General features: G+C 44.9%; 18 protein-coding genes. 9 read left to right on the top strand and 9 right to left on the bottom strand.

What is annotated here, in order from left to right; translation table 11 throughout:
- Positions 1 to 11: 11 nt before the first annotated feature.
- Both MKY41_RS11175 and MKY41_RS11170 read right to left on the bottom strand, forming a co-directional pair.
- Positions 12 to 980: a VOC family protein gene (locus MKY41_RS11175; RefSeq protein WP_340745083.1), complete on the bottom strand. Its 969-nt coding sequence runs from the start codon at positions 978 to 980 to the stop codon at positions 12 to 14.
- Positions 981 to 1,018: 38 nt separating this feature from the next.
- Positions 1,019 to 1,855, bottom strand: a complete 837-nt coding sequence (locus MKY41_RS11170) for an alpha/beta fold hydrolase (protein WP_340745082.1) — start codon at positions 1,853 to 1,855, stop codon at positions 1,019 to 1,021.
- Positions 1,856 to 2,102: 247 nt separating this feature from the next.
- On the opposite strand from MKY41_RS11170, the gene MKY41_RS11165 reads away from it, so the two are divergent.
- Together MKY41_RS11165 and MKY41_RS11160 are read left to right on the top strand one after the other, a co-directional pair.
- A complete protein-coding gene (locus tag MKY41_RS11165; protein WP_340745081.1) occupies positions 2,103 to 2,696 on the top strand; it encodes a TetR/AcrR family transcriptional regulator in 594 nt (197 codons plus the stop codon).
- A 292-nt stretch (positions 2,697 to 2,988) separates the two neighbouring features.
- Positions 2,989 to 3,591: a hypothetical protein gene (locus MKY41_RS11160; protein ID WP_340745080.1), complete on the top strand. Its 603-nt coding sequence runs from the start codon at positions 2,989 to 2,991 to the stop codon at positions 3,589 to 3,591.
- 68 nt (positions 3,592 to 3,659) lie between these two features.
- Here MKY41_RS11160 and MKY41_RS11155 read toward each other — a convergent pair whose 3' ends face one another.
- Both MKY41_RS11155 and MKY41_RS11150 read right to left on the bottom strand, forming a co-directional pair.
- Positions 3,660 to 4,448 carry an IclR family transcriptional regulator gene (locus tag MKY41_RS11155; RefSeq protein WP_340745079.1) on the bottom strand — a complete coding sequence of 263 codons (789 nt, stop codon included), beginning with the start codon at positions 4,446 to 4,448 and terminating at the stop codon, positions 3,660 to 3,662.
- A gap of 601 nt (positions 4,449 to 5,049) precedes the next feature.
- The gene (locus tag MKY41_RS11150) at positions 5,050 to 6,123 is read right to left on the bottom strand and encodes an LLM class flavin-dependent oxidoreductase (protein WP_340745078.1); all 1,074 of its coding nucleotides are present in this window, start codon (positions 6,121 to 6,123) and stop codon (positions 5,050 to 5,052) included.
- A gap of 333 nt (positions 6,124 to 6,456) precedes the next feature.
- On the opposite strand from MKY41_RS11150, the gene MKY41_RS11145 reads away from it, so the two are divergent.
- From MKY41_RS11145 to MKY41_RS11125, 5 genes are all read left to right on the top strand, one after another.
- Complete coding sequence (locus tag MKY41_RS11145) at positions 6,457 to 6,957, top strand: flavin reductase family protein (protein ID WP_340745077.1); 501 nt, start codon at positions 6,457 to 6,459, stop codon at positions 6,955 to 6,957.
- 194 nt (positions 6,958 to 7,151) lie between these two features.
- The gene (locus MKY41_RS11140) at positions 7,152 to 7,373 is read left to right on the top strand and encodes a hypothetical protein (RefSeq protein WP_340745076.1); all 222 of its coding nucleotides are present in this window, start codon (positions 7,152 to 7,154) and stop codon (positions 7,371 to 7,373) included.
- Between the two features lie 552 nt (positions 7,374 to 7,925).
- On the top strand, positions 7,926 to 8,420 hold the full coding sequence (gene ybaK / locus MKY41_RS11135) for a Cys-tRNA(Pro) deacylase (RefSeq protein ID WP_340745075.1): 495 nt from the start codon (positions 7,926 to 7,928) through the stop codon (positions 8,418 to 8,420).
- Between the two features lie 51 nt (positions 8,421 to 8,471).
- A complete protein-coding gene (locus MKY41_RS11130) occupies positions 8,472 to 9,116 on the top strand; it encodes a YczE/YyaS/YitT family protein (RefSeq protein ID WP_445683308.1) in 645 nt (214 codons plus the stop codon).
- Between the two features lie 105 nt (positions 9,117 to 9,221).
- On the top strand, positions 9,222 to 10,268 hold the full coding sequence (locus MKY41_RS11125; protein ID WP_340745073.1) for a hypothetical protein: 1,047 nt from the start codon (positions 9,222 to 9,224) through the stop codon (positions 10,266 to 10,268).
- 45 nt (positions 10,269 to 10,313) lie between these two features.
- On the opposite strand, the gene MKY41_RS11120 is transcribed toward MKY41_RS11125, so the two are convergent.
- The 5 genes from MKY41_RS11120 to thiD all read right to left on the bottom strand — a co-directional run bounded on the left by MKY41_RS11120 (position 10,314) and on the right by thiD (position 15,067).
- The gene (locus tag MKY41_RS11120; RefSeq protein WP_340745072.1) at positions 10,314 to 11,666 is read right to left on the bottom strand and encodes a YjiH family protein; all 1,353 of its coding nucleotides are present in this window, start codon (positions 11,664 to 11,666) and stop codon (positions 10,314 to 10,316) included.
- Between the two features lie 360 nt (positions 11,667 to 12,026).
- Entirely contained in the window at positions 12,027 to 12,710 is a 684-nt protein-coding gene (gene bshB2, locus MKY41_RS11115; RefSeq protein WP_340745071.1) for a bacillithiol biosynthesis deacetylase BshB2, read from the bottom strand.
- Positions 12,711 to 12,722: 12 nt separating this feature from the next.
- Positions 12,723 to 13,073, bottom strand: coding sequence for a YojF family protein (locus MKY41_RS11110; RefSeq protein WP_340745070.1), 351 nt, complete (start codon positions 13,071 to 13,073; stop codon positions 12,723 to 12,725).
- Between the two features lie 204 nt (positions 13,074 to 13,277).
- A complete protein-coding gene (locus MKY41_RS11105; RefSeq protein WP_340745069.1) occupies positions 13,278 to 14,180 on the bottom strand; it encodes a tetratricopeptide repeat protein in 903 nt (300 codons plus the stop codon).
- Between the two features lie 53 nt (positions 14,181 to 14,233).
- Positions 14,234 to 15,067: a bifunctional hydroxymethylpyrimidine kinase/phosphomethylpyrimidine kinase gene (gene thiD / locus MKY41_RS11100; RefSeq protein WP_340745068.1), complete on the bottom strand. Its 834-nt coding sequence runs from the start codon at positions 15,065 to 15,067 to the stop codon at positions 14,234 to 14,236.
- A gap of 160 nt (positions 15,068 to 15,227) precedes the next feature.
- Between thiD and MKY41_RS11095 the strand changes: the two genes are divergently transcribed.
- Entirely contained in the window at positions 15,228 to 15,983 is a 756-nt protein-coding gene (locus MKY41_RS11095; RefSeq protein ID WP_340745067.1) for a DUF4230 domain-containing protein, read from the top strand.
- A gap of 7 nt (positions 15,984 to 15,990) precedes the next feature.
- Positions 15,991 to 16,677, top strand: coding sequence for a uracil-DNA glycosylase (locus MKY41_RS11090; RefSeq protein WP_340745066.1), 687 nt, complete (start codon positions 15,991 to 15,993; stop codon positions 16,675 to 16,677).
- The last annotated feature ends 31 nt before the right edge of the window (positions 16,678 to 16,708 follow it).

Below are 16,708 nucleotides of genomic sequence, written 5' to 3'. Positions count from 1 at the left end.
AGATTTATGGTTTATGCCTCGGTTGTTTGATCCATGACGTGATTATCACGGTGAGGTACATAATCAGTAGGTCCCCACATAGTCAAACCTAATGCCAATTCCTCTTCATTCCATTCAACTGGTTCCCAATCAGGATCAAAGATTAAGTATCCATTGCTAAATAATTCAACACGGTGGCCACTTCCCGGGTCTTGTACGTAGGTAAAGAATGCCTGGCTTACCCCATGCTTTCCAGGACCTTGGTCTGGGGTAATACCATTTTCCCGAAGTATATCGCATGCTCTCAACACATCCTGTGCATTATCTAGCCAATAAGCAACGTGATGTAATCTTGCCGGAGTCGGAGCATTTGGAGCGGCCATGACTGCAACATCATGAACTAATGGCGTCACACTCATCCATCCGCCAGCTACATGACCATTATCCAATTTTACATATTCACGCATCTTAAATCCGAGCTGTTCTGCCAACCAAGCATGTGCATCAGCTGGATTGTGAGAAGTCCAGAGGTTGACGTGGTCAATCCGGCGTGGAGCAATCCCTCTATTCCATGATTTATAGACTTGGTTTTTTAAAACAGAACGGTCAGCTTCAGGAGGTAAAGGTTTTTCTACGTCATAGTACAATTCAAAATTATGGCCCGTCGGCATTTGAAAACGGATCGCGTTCCCTTGACCCTTTTCATATCCTTCCTTTAATGAATTAACCTTGACACCGGAGTCCGTTAAGATTTTAGCGAAACCTTCCACGTCTTCAGGTCGCTTTACACGCCAGCCGACATGGTCCATGTATGGTCGGTCACCGGCTTTTAACACAAGGCTATGGTGCTCTAGCTCATTATTGGCACGCAAGTAGATTGTGTCGCTCGATCGCTCGGTAATTTCTAATCCAATGACCTCATGAAAGAACCAAAGTGATTTTTCCAAGTTTGGAGTTACTAATGAAACATGACCCAACTTGGCTATTTCCGGAATATACATTTGCATCCCCACTTTCAAAGTTTTTTGCAAGGCCTTTGTTAAAATTTTTCATTGAGAAAGCCCTTTAGCAATTGTAAATAACTATCCCTTTTTTCAATTTGAATCCAATGTCCACAGTGATTAAAAATATGAAGTTGGGAATTCGGGATATGCTGATTCAGATACACGCTGGAATCCGGTGTTACAAAGCGATCTTCTCGTCCGTGTGTGATAAGGATTGGGTGCTCCATTCGCCTGAGAGCTGAAGGTGGTATAGCCATTTCAGCAGGCGAGGAAGAAAAGAAACTTTCGAAAGATCTTCGGACTTCGGGACGCATCAATTCTTCATAACGATCTTTAATAATTGAATCTACTTTTTCCTGTAAAATAGATTCATCATAAACAAACCATTTCGTCAGGTTTTCAAGCGCACTGATGGATGGATCTTTATAAAAGTTAACCATTCGTTCAACTTCTTGGGTTGGCTCGGCTTTTCCACCCGCACTTCCCATTAACGAAATTCGATTAAATCGGTTAGGCGCGGTCATAAGTAAATGCATTGCCAGAGAACCACCCATTGAATTACCTACAATATGCGCACTTTTTATTTCATATTGGTCCATCATACTTAAAACTTGATTAACTCTGAGTCGCATCCAGCCTCTTAGACTTTTTGGCATATCTTCAGGATGATCTGTCTTTCCATAACCCAAAAGATCTGGAGCTAACACATGAAATTGATCTGTTAATCCTGGAATAAAATCTTGCCAATTGGATGCTGCCGAAGCACCTGGACCACCGCCATGCAATAAAATAATAGTTTCATTTTCTTTATTTCCGCTTTCTAGCAGAAATGTAGAATATCCCTCAGTTATGATTTTGTTTTCGCTAATCATAAATGATTCCCCCTTCCAAAAATTCCAAAAATCAAAATATGTTCATTTACAAAAAGTGTTTTTCACACTATATTGTTTACAAACACAATATTGATTTAGATTGATTATAGTATTGTTGTTAAATTAAACAATAATCAGAATACGGCAAAGCGTTAATTTATGAACAGATATCTGAATATTGTTCATGTTTTGACTTGTTTGGAAGGATCGGGGACATATTAATCGAACGATAGGGAGTGGAAGTTACATGTCAAATGAACAAAACATTGCTAGACGGATTCCTCGCTCAAAAAAGTTGATTCGAACGGTTCTAATAAAATTATTAAATGAGAAAAGCATTGAGGAAATAACGGTAGCTGATATTACTACAAAAGCAGATATTAGCAGGGGAACTTTTTATCTTCATTATCAAGACAAGTATGATTTGATAGAAAAAACCGAACAAGAAATTTTAAATGAAGTGGAAAATATTGGTGGATTGGTAAGAAAAGCAATACTGCACTCCAGTAAAGTTCAAGAAACAGAAGAACGGGTTTTGCGTCTGTTTGAATATGTGGCATTAAATGCCGCTATCATGCAAGCGTTGCTGGGACCGACTGGTAATTTAACCTTTCAAGTAAAACTGAAAAAGCTAATAAAAAATATTTATTTGTCAGGCTTAATAGGCAATCAAACGTTGGTTCCCGCAGAATATTTAAGTTCATATATAGCTTCGGCCCATCTCGGAGTTCTTCAAGAATGGTTAGACACCGGCTTGAAGGAATCACCAAGTGAAATGGCTAAAATTATTTCAAAGACGACGATTTTCGGCCCAGCCTCTGTAGTAGGTGGTGAAGAATAGTAATAGGGGTTTACCTGAAGCATTGCTCTTTTTCGAAAGCCGACAAGCGGGGTGCACAAAATAGTTAAAGAAACCAGAAGAGCCGGTGAATACGGAATGGCAGATGCATTGAAATTCGATAAATAAGGGATGGATTGGATACAAACTCCTGTTTCTAGGGAAATTTACGGGGAAAGGTATCCAAGAGGAACTGCGATATTTTGAAGCTTTTGACGGGTTTATTACAAATACAATACAGGTATAATCAAATTACTAGTATTTTGCGAAAATAACCTTGCGGAGGTGAAATTCCATGAATGCCGTTTTGACACAGGCCGGTGGTGATCAAATCCAGCGCTATGAGGCCATTCGTCGACGCAATGCCGAAACGGCGTATGACCGGAACGTCCAATACAATGGGCGCCATCAAAAAACGATCGAAGAATTGGAAGCATTATTGGTTGGAGACAAGGAGCCTGCAAGCGAGCCGGATGTCAAGCCGGAAATCCGACAGCTCGATGCGGGCCAAATGAAGCAGATTGCCCTTCCACTTGGAAAAACATTGGAAGAAACGGTGGATCTCTGGCGAGGCGTGCGGGCGGATGCGCTCGCTGCCGAACCGGAACCGACTACAGCGGACTATCAGTTGGCCGCCGCCGCATCTGCTAAAATACGGCAGACGGAAGCGCAAATTGCCATCCAAGATCGCATCCGAACCGAGTTGGAACACCATGCTGCCCAGCAAGAGACGTCGGCAACCAATATTCCGACAACGGAGCTTCCCTCTGCTGAAGAACGTGAATTTTTCTTGATGCAGAAACGCTACCAGCAAGCCATTTCCGCTTATTCGATGCAAGCGGAAGCCCGGCAAAACGGCTATGCCATTGAATGGCCAAGCTTTTCTAGAACTGCATAAAGGATTATGAAAGGCCGCCTGCACAGGCGGCCTTTTGAATTGGAGCAAAGCGTTGTCTGCAGTTTGAGTTAAGCGAGGTCTTTACGTTGCAAAGTGCCGATCGGTGCGCCTAAAAGCCGGGATATTTCAGTTGTTTTTTCTTTTAAAAGTTTGACGGCTTCAGAGTTTTCCGATACGTCAAGAGAGTTTTCAAGACCTACCACAGTAAGCACAGCAATCACTTGAGAGGAATGGTCAAAAATTGGCGCAGCTATTGCGCTAATACCGGGAATGATGTTGCTGATTACATAGGAGTACTCTTTCTCGCGTATGGTGTTTAAATTCTCTTGAAATTGATCTACGCTTATAGAGCATTTGTTTAATTCCCGGTTAATTTGTTCGGCCGTCAAATGGTTGGGCAAGTAGGTGGCAAATACACGGCCTGAGGCACTTTGAATGACACTAACACGGGAGCCCACTTTGATTCCGATATTGATGGGTTTATTGCTTTCTTCCCAGCTGATAAAAAAGGGGCCGCCCTCTCCCCAAATCGCCAACGCCGCTGTTTCATTCAATGTATCTTTTAACTCGATTAAATATGGGGCAACGACGTCAGTAATATTTAACTTCTGGGATGCGCGTAACCCTAGCATGATTAATTCTGATCCGAGAGTGTATTTTGCATCTTCGCTTTTCTCCAAAATCCCGGTTCTAATAAAACTTGTTAAATACCGATGCAGTTTGCTCTTGGATGTATCGCATAAGATCGCAATTTCAGTAATCGTGAGAGGTTTATCAGCTTCAGCAATTTTTTTTAAGATGTCAACTCCAACCTCAATTGATTGTATACCTTTACTTTTTGATTCTTCGTTAGTCATGATATATCTCCTTACATTTCATTTTGATATGAGGTTATATACTAAAAATGGTGTTACTAAATTTATTGGATTGTCTTTAATCATTATTAAATTGCTAATGTCGTCCTATATTTAAGTATATAGTGGGTTTTCTTTTTAGGCAAAAAAATAAAGGAATGTAGATGCACAAGACATCATGAGACTTGAGGGAGTACGTCATCGCAAGCAAAGCGGAGATCCAAAGGGCATCGTATATTTTAGCATCGTCGTGGCCAGTATTATCCAACAATGACCACGTAGCTTTTCCCAAGGTCGTTTGCAGATTACATATCTAATTATTACGCAATCCACTCCCTATTGAACTAGTGACGAGCAATCGCTTTCCCGATACCTCTGCTTTTTTTCAGCTAATTGCAAATCTATAATAAAACTCCTCCTATTCATCCGATGTTATACAAAAATAATAAAAAGCCAATTTCCAATGAAGGGAAACTGGCTTTTTGATTTCAATAGACTTTCATAGTAATTTAAAATTATTTATCTGTTCTTAGAATCTTCAAAAGCTTGGTTGATCGCTTTAAACGGATAGAACTTTATAATTTGTCAAATGGGAATGCCCTTATTAAAGAACTAATGATTCTTCCTGATGAAAATGAGGCATTACCTGTTTCGCAAAGCGCTCCATCGCTTTCATCGTGTCTTGATGTGAAAGCCCGCCAAAATCAAAGTAGAGAATGACTTCATCCAAACCTGCCGCTTCTATTTCTTTGAGTTTTTGAGTCACATATTCAGCATCGCCTACAATGATGCTCTTATCACTCAAACTGTCGGTAGTCATATTTTTTAACTGATCAACGATTTCGGCAAAATAGCGAATATTTGGCGGCGCCGTAGACGGGTCATCCGGGAAAGCTGGAACAAGACCAGTGAAGTATTTTAACATACGGCGTTTTGTTTCTTCTTCCTCTTCCTTTGTTTCCACGACATTAATGAAATATGAACAGCTTGCCTTTCTGTTCGAAAACCCATTTTCTGCGGAAATGCGGTTAAAGGTATTAATTGCGTTTTCCATCGTGCCGAATACCATATTTGCGGCGAATGGTGCGAAGATAACATGTTCCCCCATCTCGGCCGCTTTACGGATAGAAGGTTCACTAAAAGCGGCTACATAAATTGGTAAATTTTCTTGTAACGGCGTAGGCGTCAGCTGAATTTCTGGGAACGAGAAGATTTCCCCTTCATGAGAAATCGGGCCTTTTGCACGCCAAGCTTTTTGAATAATGTCCAACCCTTCAAAAAAGATTTCACGACTTTTGTTGAAGTCGATGTCAAACACGTCATATTCGCGTTTATCATAGCCGCGACCCGCCGAGAAGATAGCCCGGCCATTACTAAGTAAATCGAGTAAAGCGTATTCTTCAGCCAAACGGATGGGATGGGTAGCTGGAAGCAGGACAGTGGCAGGCGCTAATTTAATTTTCTTTGTTTTCGCGGCCACACTTGTTAAAAACATAGCGGGCGAAGGAAGAACACCTAATGCACTAAAGTGGTGTTCAGGAACCCAGACTGAATGAAATCCAAGTTCTTCCGCATAAATACATTGTTCTTCCAAATCTAAGATCATTTGATTCGGGTCTTTCCGAGTCTCACCGTATTCGATAGGATTGTCCGTTAAAGTAAAATAACCAATTTTCATGTCGCTGTCACCTCATATATTATTTGTTAACATTGGGTGAAATATATTCACTCAATGTTAATTTAAACGATAACAAATACGTTGTGGGTTTGTAAAGAGAGAAGTCTATTTATTTTAGGAGTTTTAAATAATTAATATTTTTTGATATTTGTTCTTTACAAATGAAAAACGAATAGTATAATGAAAAACAATCACAAATGTTCAACCTAGTTCACCTAAGGTTAACAAAGTAAATTCTATTTAGAAAACCCTACAGTTGTAGTTTCATCAGAACGTACACGGCAATGTCTAAATGGATAGTAAAACAGGTTCTAAAAAATTGGAGGGAACATAATGCTTAAAGTCGAAAACCAAGATCTGTTTAAAGAAGTGATGGGAAACTATCCAACGGGAGTTACCATCGTAACAGCAACAAATGAAGAGGGAACACCGATCGGCTTAACCGTAAACTCATTTGCCTCTGTATCTCTAGATCCTCTTATGGTTCTGTGGTCAATCGATCATGGTGTATCTACACTCCATGACTTTGTAAATGGAGGGAAATTTGCAATCCACATTTTAGCCGGGGAGCAGCAAGAGCTTTGCCGTACATTTGCGAGTAAGGGAGTAGACCGTTTTAGTCAATGTAGTTGGGAAATTTCAGAAAACGAATTGCCCATTATTGAGGATACTTTCGCTGTTTTAGAGTGCGAAACATTTAAGGTGGTTGAAGCGGGAGACCATACAATTTTAATTGGTAATGTGAAAGCCATTAGCAAGAATGACAAAGAACCAATGCTCTATCACCGCAGACGGTTTGCTTCAATACCTGCTGAATTTTATGAAGTGAAATAAGTTCATCAAGAAGAGATCTATATTCGGATTTGGTTTCCAAGGTTAAAACGTCGATTGAAATCGAAGGCCCAAGTAAATGCCTACATCGGTATTCTTGCTCTAGTTAAATAGAAATCAAGGAAAACGGAACATGCTGCTGCAGAAGTTCTGCTTTTCCTTGTTTCAAAACAATGGAATTGACGAGGTGAAAAGTGATGGATATCGAAGAAACTGTTATTCATTATTTGGAAAAGCACCCCGGAGCCAGTGCAAATAAAATCATAAATTATTGCCACCATCTCCATGCGGAAAATCAATTCTTAGAAGCAAATCAATTTAGAGCAATTGTTTCAAAAAAGCTTCGTGTTTTAAAGAAAAAGAGGGTGCTTCATAATAAACAAAACGCATGGTATTTATTAAAATACAAAGCTCAGTGATAACAATGTACAGGTAAATGGAAGGAAAGTGGAAAATAGAGAGCTTTCATAATTGAATACAGGGGGATGAATAGGTTTTCGAATTATCCTTCTTGAAAGCGCCATCTATTTATTATTACTATCTTTTATATTGATCAGTATGAACATTTACATTACATTTTCAAAAAAAAAAGAGGAATTTTATGAATTCCGTTAAAGTGGGACAAGTGATTGAAGAATCAAAGTTTAATCGTTTTCATGCCTCTGCTGCAAAACACGCATCAGAAGAAAAAAGCATAATGCAGGCTCAATAGAATTTAAAAATTAATGATTTTATTAGGTTTGAAAGGTCCGATCGAATCGGGGCTTTTAAACCTTTTTTCTTTAAAAGATACCCATCGATAATGAAAGAACCAGTCATCTAAAGGGCCCTCCCCGAATTTCATAAACGTATTATGCCAATCCCTATTCTTATGCCGTTGAAACATGATACATTGAATATAAATATTCAAAAGTAACATCTATCCTTGTTTGCAGTGAATCTGGATAACCTCATTATAAGGATGTGTATCGATGGCAAAGCAAAAAAAGAATGCCAAAACAAATGCAGTCCGGATCCTCGAAGGGGAGCAGGTCGGATATGAATTGATGGAATACGCAGTGGACGATGGCCTGCTCGACGGGGTATCGGTTGCCGAAAAAACGGGCCAGGCGGCGGATAGCGTATATAAGACATTGGTGACGATGGCAGGCCCACCGCGGGAACTTTTCGTGTTCCTTCTGCCCGTTGCGGCGGAACTGGATTTGAAAAAGGCGGCCCGGGCAGCGGGAGTGAAAAAACTGGATATGCTGCCGCTGAAAGACTTGACCAAAGAAACCGGCTACGTGCGCGGCGGCTGTTCCGCCGTCGGCATGAAAAAGAAGTATCCGACATTCATTGACCACTCCGCAGAAAGTCTGGAGCAGATGGTCGTCAGTGCGGGGAAACCCGGCTTGCAAATGAAACTCGCCCCACAGGACTTGGCCCATGTAGCAGGAGCAAGTTTCAAAGACCTAGCGAAGTCGTAAGTGCTACAATGATAGAAAAGGGCGACTGTAGTCAAAGAAAGAAGAATGAGAATGGAAAATAGAAAGAAAATACTGCTGTGGAGATGGATTTTCTTCCTTGCAGGATTGATGGTCATGTCGTTGGGCATTTCAATGACCATCAAAGGGCAGCGGCTCGGCATCAGCCCATGGGATGTTCTGCACGTCGGGCTGTACCGAAACTTTGGGCTGACCATCGGAACGTGGGGGATCCTCACGGGACTTATCATTGTCCTGACAACAGCAGCCGTCATGAAACAATGGCCGAAAATCGGCACGTGGATCAATATGGTCCTCCTCGGGCTGTTCATTGACCTGTTCAATTGGCTGCTGCCCGAATTCAGCACACTTTGGGGGCAAACGATCATCTACGTAATCGGAGTCGTGGTGCTCTCCTATGGTGTCGGCATCTACGTATCCCCGAATATGGGAGCAGGCCCGCGGGACAGCCTGATGCTCATCCTCGCAAAAAAATGGGGAATCAGCATCAAAGTGATCCGGACAGGCATCGAGGTACTGGCCGGAATTATCGGCTGGCTGCTAGGAGGCCCGGTTGGCGTCGGGACTGTGTTGATTGCGCTGCTAAGCGGACAGATCATCCAAATCGCTTTGCCGCAATGCCAGAAATTATTGTTAAGAATCATTAAGGAAGAAGATCAGCAGGTATTATTGAAATAAGCGAAAGCACGGGCAGACAAGCCGTGCTTTTTTTCGTGTTCCGGGCATAAGATAAGCGAACGTACAGAAAGGATGGTCGGCATATACGGAACGGTAACGCAATACATGGGGACAGCCTATACGGGACTTGGGATTTCGCATAAATATGATAAATTGATGACGGAAGCTGCGGAGACGGTATTTTTGAAATGCCCTCCAACGAATACCATTTCAACTGCTCTGAATGAAACCGCCATGCACTTTATCAAACGGGGATACGACATCGATCGATTCATGGATCCGATCCAGTTGGATAAAACGGATGCCATCTTCATAAAAGGACCGAACCTTTTCTACCTTCAGGCATCGCATCCCGTCGCCTTGGAACCGACAGACCTCGGTGGCCGGCATCGGGTGATCAGCCTCTATGATATGTATGAGGAAGCCAAACTGCGGGAAATGAACGAAACAATCGCGGGCAATCGAGGCGAAGCGGAAACGGCGCTGGAAAAAGCCATGAACGCCTTGGGGGAAGCGAAAAAAATCCATGATGAATGGGAAACGGTTAATATCGGCAGGATGATATGGGACCTCCACGTGCAAACAATTGCTTCGTTGAAAGAGGAGCTGTTCGGAACAATCCGGTTGAATAAAAAATCGTCCGTCTCCCATCGCTTGATCGGCTCCATGACGTCGAATGGCGGTGCCCACGATTACATCCCGTCCATCACGCATGCGTCAGAGCGCCGGCTGCTCATCAAAGGATTGCCGGGAACGGGGAAATCGACTTTAATGCGGGCGCTTGGGGCGGAAGCCGAAAAACGGGGATTCGATGTTTTATATGGATGGTGCGGACTCGATCCATCGGGTATTGATTTGGTCCAATTCCCGGAATTATCGATATGCCTGTTCGATGCGACGAAACCCCATGCCTATGATCCCGAGCGTCCAGGCGATGAACTGCTGGACCTGGTGAAAATGTGTACGGACGATGAAGAAGCGGAAGAGAAGATTGGCACGATCCGGGAAGCATACCAGGAAAAAATAATGGATGCCGACGGATACATGCAGGCCTATGCACAAGCAAGAAACAAGATGATCCAAGATATGGACTCCGCCATTCAGCAAGATGTGCTACATGAGAAATTGGCCTTGTTGGTGGAGGAAGAATGAAAGCACCCCGTACGGAACGGCTCCGTGCGGGGTGCTTGAATTGTATTAAAATAAAAGATGGGCAACTCCTGCGATGATCGGCAGAGAAATCAATGTACGAAGAAGGAAAATGACAACGAGATCCAGGATATTTAACGGAATTTTCGTCCCTAAGATCAGTCCACCGACTTCGGACATATAGATTAATTGTACAACGGAAACGGTCGCAATGACGAAGAGCGTCATCGGTTCTGTAATCACACCGTCCGCCAAAATGACGGGCAAAAACATATCTGTGATCCCGACAACCATCATCGGTGCCGCTTCCGCCGCTTGCGGTAATCCGAGAACGGCAAGGATCGGTTCGAATGGTTTTCCGAGAATCGTAAAAACACTCGTATACTCAGCGATGATCAGGGCGACCGTACCAAAAGCCATAACGATCGGAGCCACACCGAACCACATATCCAGCACATTCCGGAAGCCATCTCCGATGACTTGTCCGAAGGAACGGTTTTTCTTCGCCGTATTCAGCGCGTTTTCCAACCCATGGCTGAGGACGTTATAGCCTTCAGGCAATTTCTCGTCATTGCCTGTGAAAGGCCGGCCGTCAATATACTCCGAACGTTTTCCGGCTAGCGGATAGATCCGCGGCATGATCAAGGCGAGGATGAACCCCGTCAGGAGGACCGTTCCATAGAACGGCAAGAAATAGTCGTCCAAACCGACCGTGCCGATGATGACAAGGGAAAATGTGATGGATACGACCGAGAAAGTCGTCGCAATGATTGCGGCTTCCTTTTTCGTATAATGGCCATCCTCATATTGTTTGCTTGTCAACAGGACGCCAATCGTGCCATCTCCAATCCAAGAAGCGAGCGCATCAATCGAAGAACGGCCTGGCAGTTTGAATAAAGGCCGCATGATTTTCACCATCATCGTCCCGAAAAATTCGAGCAACCCGAAATTCAGAAGCAATGGCAAAAGCAAACCGGCAAAAAGGAAAATGGTGAATAAGAATGAGACAAGTCCGTCCGGCGCCAATAACAAGCCTCCGGTGTTTTCATTCCAAACAGCTTCCGGTCCGATTTGGAAGGTGACCATGACAGCAAATACGGCACCCAGTATGCGAGTGACGGTCCAAAAAGGCGACACTTTAAATAGACTCATTATAAAGGAAGGCTTCGCGCCGTCGCTTCGTTTAAAGAGAAACAGCAACGAACCGAGAGCAGCGATGACGATAACAATCATGGCGGTCATCGGCATTGTCGGTTCCAGGGCAACGGATAATATATCTGCAAACTTGGCAATCGGAACTTTCCAGCCGCTTTCGAACTTCAGCGGAATCATGAAAAGGACGACCCCGAGAATGGAAGGCACGAGGAATAACAGCCAAGTGGATAAACTGAATTTCTTCACAATCTCAACTCCTTTTAGTAATACAAAATCGTGAATAAATATACACTAATCGTTTTTGGACCATCTGTAAAGAGGTTACAAGTAAGTTGTATTCTTCAGTTAAATTAAAAAATACCATGTCTTGGACAGCGAGGATCCGATTTACCTTTAATGTTGCTCATTTTATAGAAATGAGGGGCGGTAGTTTTTGGCAGAGGTTCATTTTATATATAAATAAAAAATACTGCAATCAATCGAAGAGCGAAGGGGTTGATTGATTGCAGTATTTCTGTGCACCCTGCAAAAAATGAAGGTGTCAACTTTTGTATCCTGCCGGTGGATGTCCTTTATATATCGATAAATACCGTAGGCAATTCAGGTTTATTCAAAATCCTTATCCCAACGATACGTATAAAACTGTTCCTTCGTCAGCCATTGGATGGCTTCTGGATCTTGTGCTGCCCATTTCTCTTCCATTTCTTGAAGCAGCCAAATCGTTTGGGAGGCGTGAGATTTTAACGTTGCGATTTTTTTCTCGGAAACCGGGGTTATATCATGAATGACATCCGGTTCCCCGAGTATCTCGATTGTGTTATTGGCAAAAGCCTTTGTATAAAGCGTCGGACGTTCTGCTTCCGGCATTTTGCGAATGGCCCGAACTACGGCGCGTGCGGTTGCATCATGATCCGGGTGGACGGACAATCCCGGGAAGAACGAAATGACGAGGGACGGATTCGTTTCGTCGATCAAATCGGTGACAAGCTGGACCATTTTGTCGTCATCCTCGAATTCAATCGTCTTATCCCGAAGGCCCATCATGCGCAAATCGTCCAATCCCATCGCTTCACAAGCTTTCAGGAGTTCTTCCTTCCGGATCTGTGGCAATGTCTCCCGGTTCGCAAACGGTGGATTGCCCAAGTTCCGCCCCATTTCGCCTAGAGTGAGACAGGCATAGGTGACGGGAACCCCCATCTCCCGATATGTAGAAATGGTGCCGGATACCCCGAAAGCTTCGTCGTCGGGATGCGGGAAGACGACCAGCACATGGCGTTCTTTTTTTATCATTACAGTCCCTCCTTAATAAGTGAACGGCGTCTCGCTGATTTCAAGAGCGACCGCTAACTTTCCTTCACCATCCAGGCCGGCCATCAGCAGCCGATCATGCTCATCCAACGTATAATGGGTAATCCCTTGAGCGTAGATCCAGCCCGACGGAAGTTTCAAGCCGATGCGGTGCGGCGAATCCCCCGCGACTTTCCCTAATTCATATTTCACCACCACATTGCGAATAAACGCGCCTGCGTTAAAAAAGCCTTCATTGAAATGGGACGCATAGGAACCATTGGTCGTTTCCAAATGGATGTAGACCTCTTTATTCGCAAAGGAATCAATCAATTCCTGCAAATGCTCCGGTTTAACTTGCTCCATGGATTATCCTCCTTCTTGCTACAGAACTGCTTCTCTTCAGTATATAGAAAAAGAGAGTTGAATGCGATATCCTTGCTTCGACGGGGAAAGGGGACAGATGGGCAGTGCGATAGGGCCGGGAATTACAACCAATCCTGGGAGTTGTCCATTCAAACGCCCGAGATGTCCAACCAAAGTGTCGGATTGTCCAACAACCGTGCACGCTTACCCCTGATATTCCGGATGCCCATGCCGAGCGCAGCCAAATAGGTAGCAGGCGGTCTCGAGGTAGGTCCCGAATTCCAATGCAGGGACGTAGCCGTCAGAGATTTCCTCATAAAGTTTCATGTCATCTCGCAATCGCTCAAGATTTTCCACTTTGTCGCGCGGCGTCCAGTCTTCATCGCAATCTTCTTCCACGGACTCTTGCCACTCCACCTCTTTCAGTTGTCTTGCTTCCTTCAATACGTCCTCCGCTATTCGCGTACGTCCGAGTTCCCGCAAGGCGAAGACGTAGCGGCCGACCCAACACGGTTGTTTCCAATAGTTGTCCCACCCCTTGGCGAACCAGTAGACTGCCTCTTCGTAAGCCCCGATTTCAACGTAAAGGTCTGCCACCTCCACTTCGCCGACGAAATCATCGTCCTCATCTGCGAACGTAGCGAGCACCTGCTTGGCTGCGTTCCGCTCGCCGAGATCTGCCAAGCATTTCGCATGTCCATAAAGCGCCGTGTCCGACTTTCCGGCCGCGCACCTGAATTGCTTGGAAGCTTCTGCTGTTTTGCCAAGTTCATATGAAGCGACCGCCAAATTATGCCATGTCGTTTTGGATTCATGAATGGCCAAAGCTTGCTCCCAAGCGCTCTTTGCTTCCTCCCATCTTTCAAGCCGGCCATACAATTCACCCTGCAAATAATAGGGGAAATGCGAGGATGGCTTCAGCCCCACTGCCTCTTCGGCAAGTCCCAACGCTTTTTCGAATTCGTCTTCCTCATGGCAATAAATCCATGCCAAATTTGTCAACGACTGAACATCCCGCGACCGGCGAACCGCTTCTTGGAATAACTCCAATGCCTCGTCATACTGATTCGCTTCCAGCAATTGAATCGCTTGTTGATTCAGGTTCATTCTCAGCCTCCTCAATAAAAAACCAGGAGACTTCTGCATCTCCTGGCATCCACTTACACTTCAGTCAACGTAATTTCCGGTGCACCAAATTTAGTTTTGGCACCGTGCATGACGGGGCCGACATATTCATTCAGTCTCCAACCGTGTGCAATGGCAGCGGTGACAAATTCTTTCGCTTCCACGACCGCTTCCTTTACGCCCATGCCGTTTGCCAGATTGGCTGTGATTGCGGCGGCGAATGTGCAGCCCGCCCCGTGGTTATAATGCGTGTCCGTCTTTTCGGCTTCGAGCAGTGTGAAGGTTTCCCCGTCATAAAACAGGTCGGCAGCTTTGTCATGCTGCAGCTGTTTGCCGCCTTTGATGACGACGTTGCGCGCGCCGAGGGAATGAATTTTTTCCGCGACCGATTTCATTTGCTCGATTGTCGAAGGGGTTTTCATTCCCGCCAGTTGGCCTGCTTCGAACAAGTTAGGTGTGACGATTTCGGCTTTCGGTAGCAAATAGGTTACCATGGCATCGACTGTTCCCGGATTCAATACTTCATCCTCGCCTTTACAGACCATGACGGGATCGATCACCACATGATCGAGACCGGATTCCGCAATGGCTTCGCCTGCCGTTTGGATGACTTCTTCTGTACTCAACATCCCCGTTTTGATGGCATCGATGCCTGTGGAAAGGGCGGTCTTAATTTGCGCTTTCAAAATATCGATCGGGAGGGAGTACACGGAGTGGCTCCAGTTGTTATCAGGGTCCATCGTCACGACGACGGTCAATGCCGTCATGCCGTACGTTCCGTGCTCTTGGAATGTTTTCAAGTCAGCTTGGATCCCTGCTCCACCTGATGTATCAGAACCTGCAATGGTCAATGTCTTTTTCAATGTCATCATAAATCTCCTTTAGTTTGGAATGAATGTATCTCAATCTTAATGAAAGTAAAGAGGAATTACAATTGTCGAACATTGGCCAATCAGTTGTAGGGTAGGAAACTTTCCGTTAGTCTAAACGTATAAGATATTGTCGAATTACGAGACTAGGAGGGATGGCATGGCGAAAGATAAGAAATTGGATGAAATTGAAAAGCTGCTGCAGGAAGTTCGGGCTTCCCAGAAAGAATCCGCTGTCACAGTTGATGAAATTGGATCGCGCAAAAAAATTCCTTTCTGGAAAGTCGGAAAACTATTCTTTTCCGTCTGGCGAAAATCATTTATCCTCATCGGACTTCTCATTTTAGCCCTATTATTGGCTTTGCCATTCATCACGTTTCATTTCCTCAAGATGGGGTCGACGGCAACAGAGGAAAAAGGCGTGTTCCTGGAACGGATACAAGAACTTCAACAGCTCACGACGGCTGAAGTCTATACAAAAGTGATTATCGAACGGCGGGACAACCAGCTGTTCGGACAAGATATCGGCTTGAATGTGCCGGGGACGAAACGGCAACTATTAGTCATCATCCCGGGGTCCGTCAAAGCCGGAGTGGACCTAGCAGGTTTGACAGAGAAAGATATAGTGGTAAATGAAGAACAGAAGACGATCGAACTGGCGGTTCCGCCCGCTACTTTCTTAGGAGGAGCTGAACTTTTTTTCGACCAGGTCGAAGTGTATTCCTATGAGGGGGTCTTCCGGGAAAAAGCGAATATCGAGGAAGCATACGAACTGGCTGCGGAAGCGAAAAAACTCATTGTCGAGGAGGCGAGCGGGCAGGGCATCCTGCAAACCGCGCAGCATCAAGCGGAACGGACATTGGAGGACATGTTTTCATTCACCGGCTATGATGTGACGATTAAGGTCAAGGAGTGATTGCGCGATGGAGAAGAAAATATTCGGCAATGACTGGGATGACGTGCTGAAGCATGAATTCCAGAAGCCGTATTACCAACAGCTCCGGGAATTTTTGAAGGTGGAGTACAGCAAGGAAACCATCTATCCGGCGATGGATGATCTGTGGACAGCTTTCAAATTAACCCCTTTTGAAAAAGTGAAAGTCGTCATTTTGGGACAAGATCCTTATCACGGGCCAGGGCAGGCGCACGGCTTGAGCTTTTCCGTACAACCGGGCGTTCCATTGCCACCGAGCTTGCGAAATTTGTTCAAAGAGTTATCGACGGATATCGGATGTGCCATCCCCAAAGAGGGGACATTGACGGGATGGGCACGCCAAGGCGTCCTGATGCTGAACACGGTGTTGACCGTGCGGGAAGGCAATGCCCACTCCCACCGGGGGCAAGGGTGGGAACCTTTCACGGACGAGGTGATCCGCCAATTGTCCGTGCGGGAAGAGCCGGTGGTGTTCATCCTTTGGGGACGTCCCGCGCAACAAAAGAAAAAACTTATCGACACGACCCGGAATGCGGTCATCGAATCCGTACACCCGAGTCCACTCAGCGCCAGCCGTGGCTTCTTCGGCAGCCGCCCCTACTCCGGAACCAATCAAGTCCTGAAGTCGTGGAATGAAAAGCCAATCGACTGGTGTCAGGTGAATCGTTTTGAATAAAAGAAAGGGGCGCTCCTTGGTTGGGGCGCCC

Origin of the sequence: Sporosarcina sp. FSL W7-1349 (genome assembly GCF_038003045.1) — a bacterium.
In the GTDB taxonomy this organism is placed as follows: domain Bacteria; phylum Bacillota; class Bacilli; order Bacillales_A; family Planococcaceae; genus Sporosarcina.
Note: the sequence above shows the minus strand (reverse complement) of the source record. Positions and strands in the feature narration are given on the sequence as shown.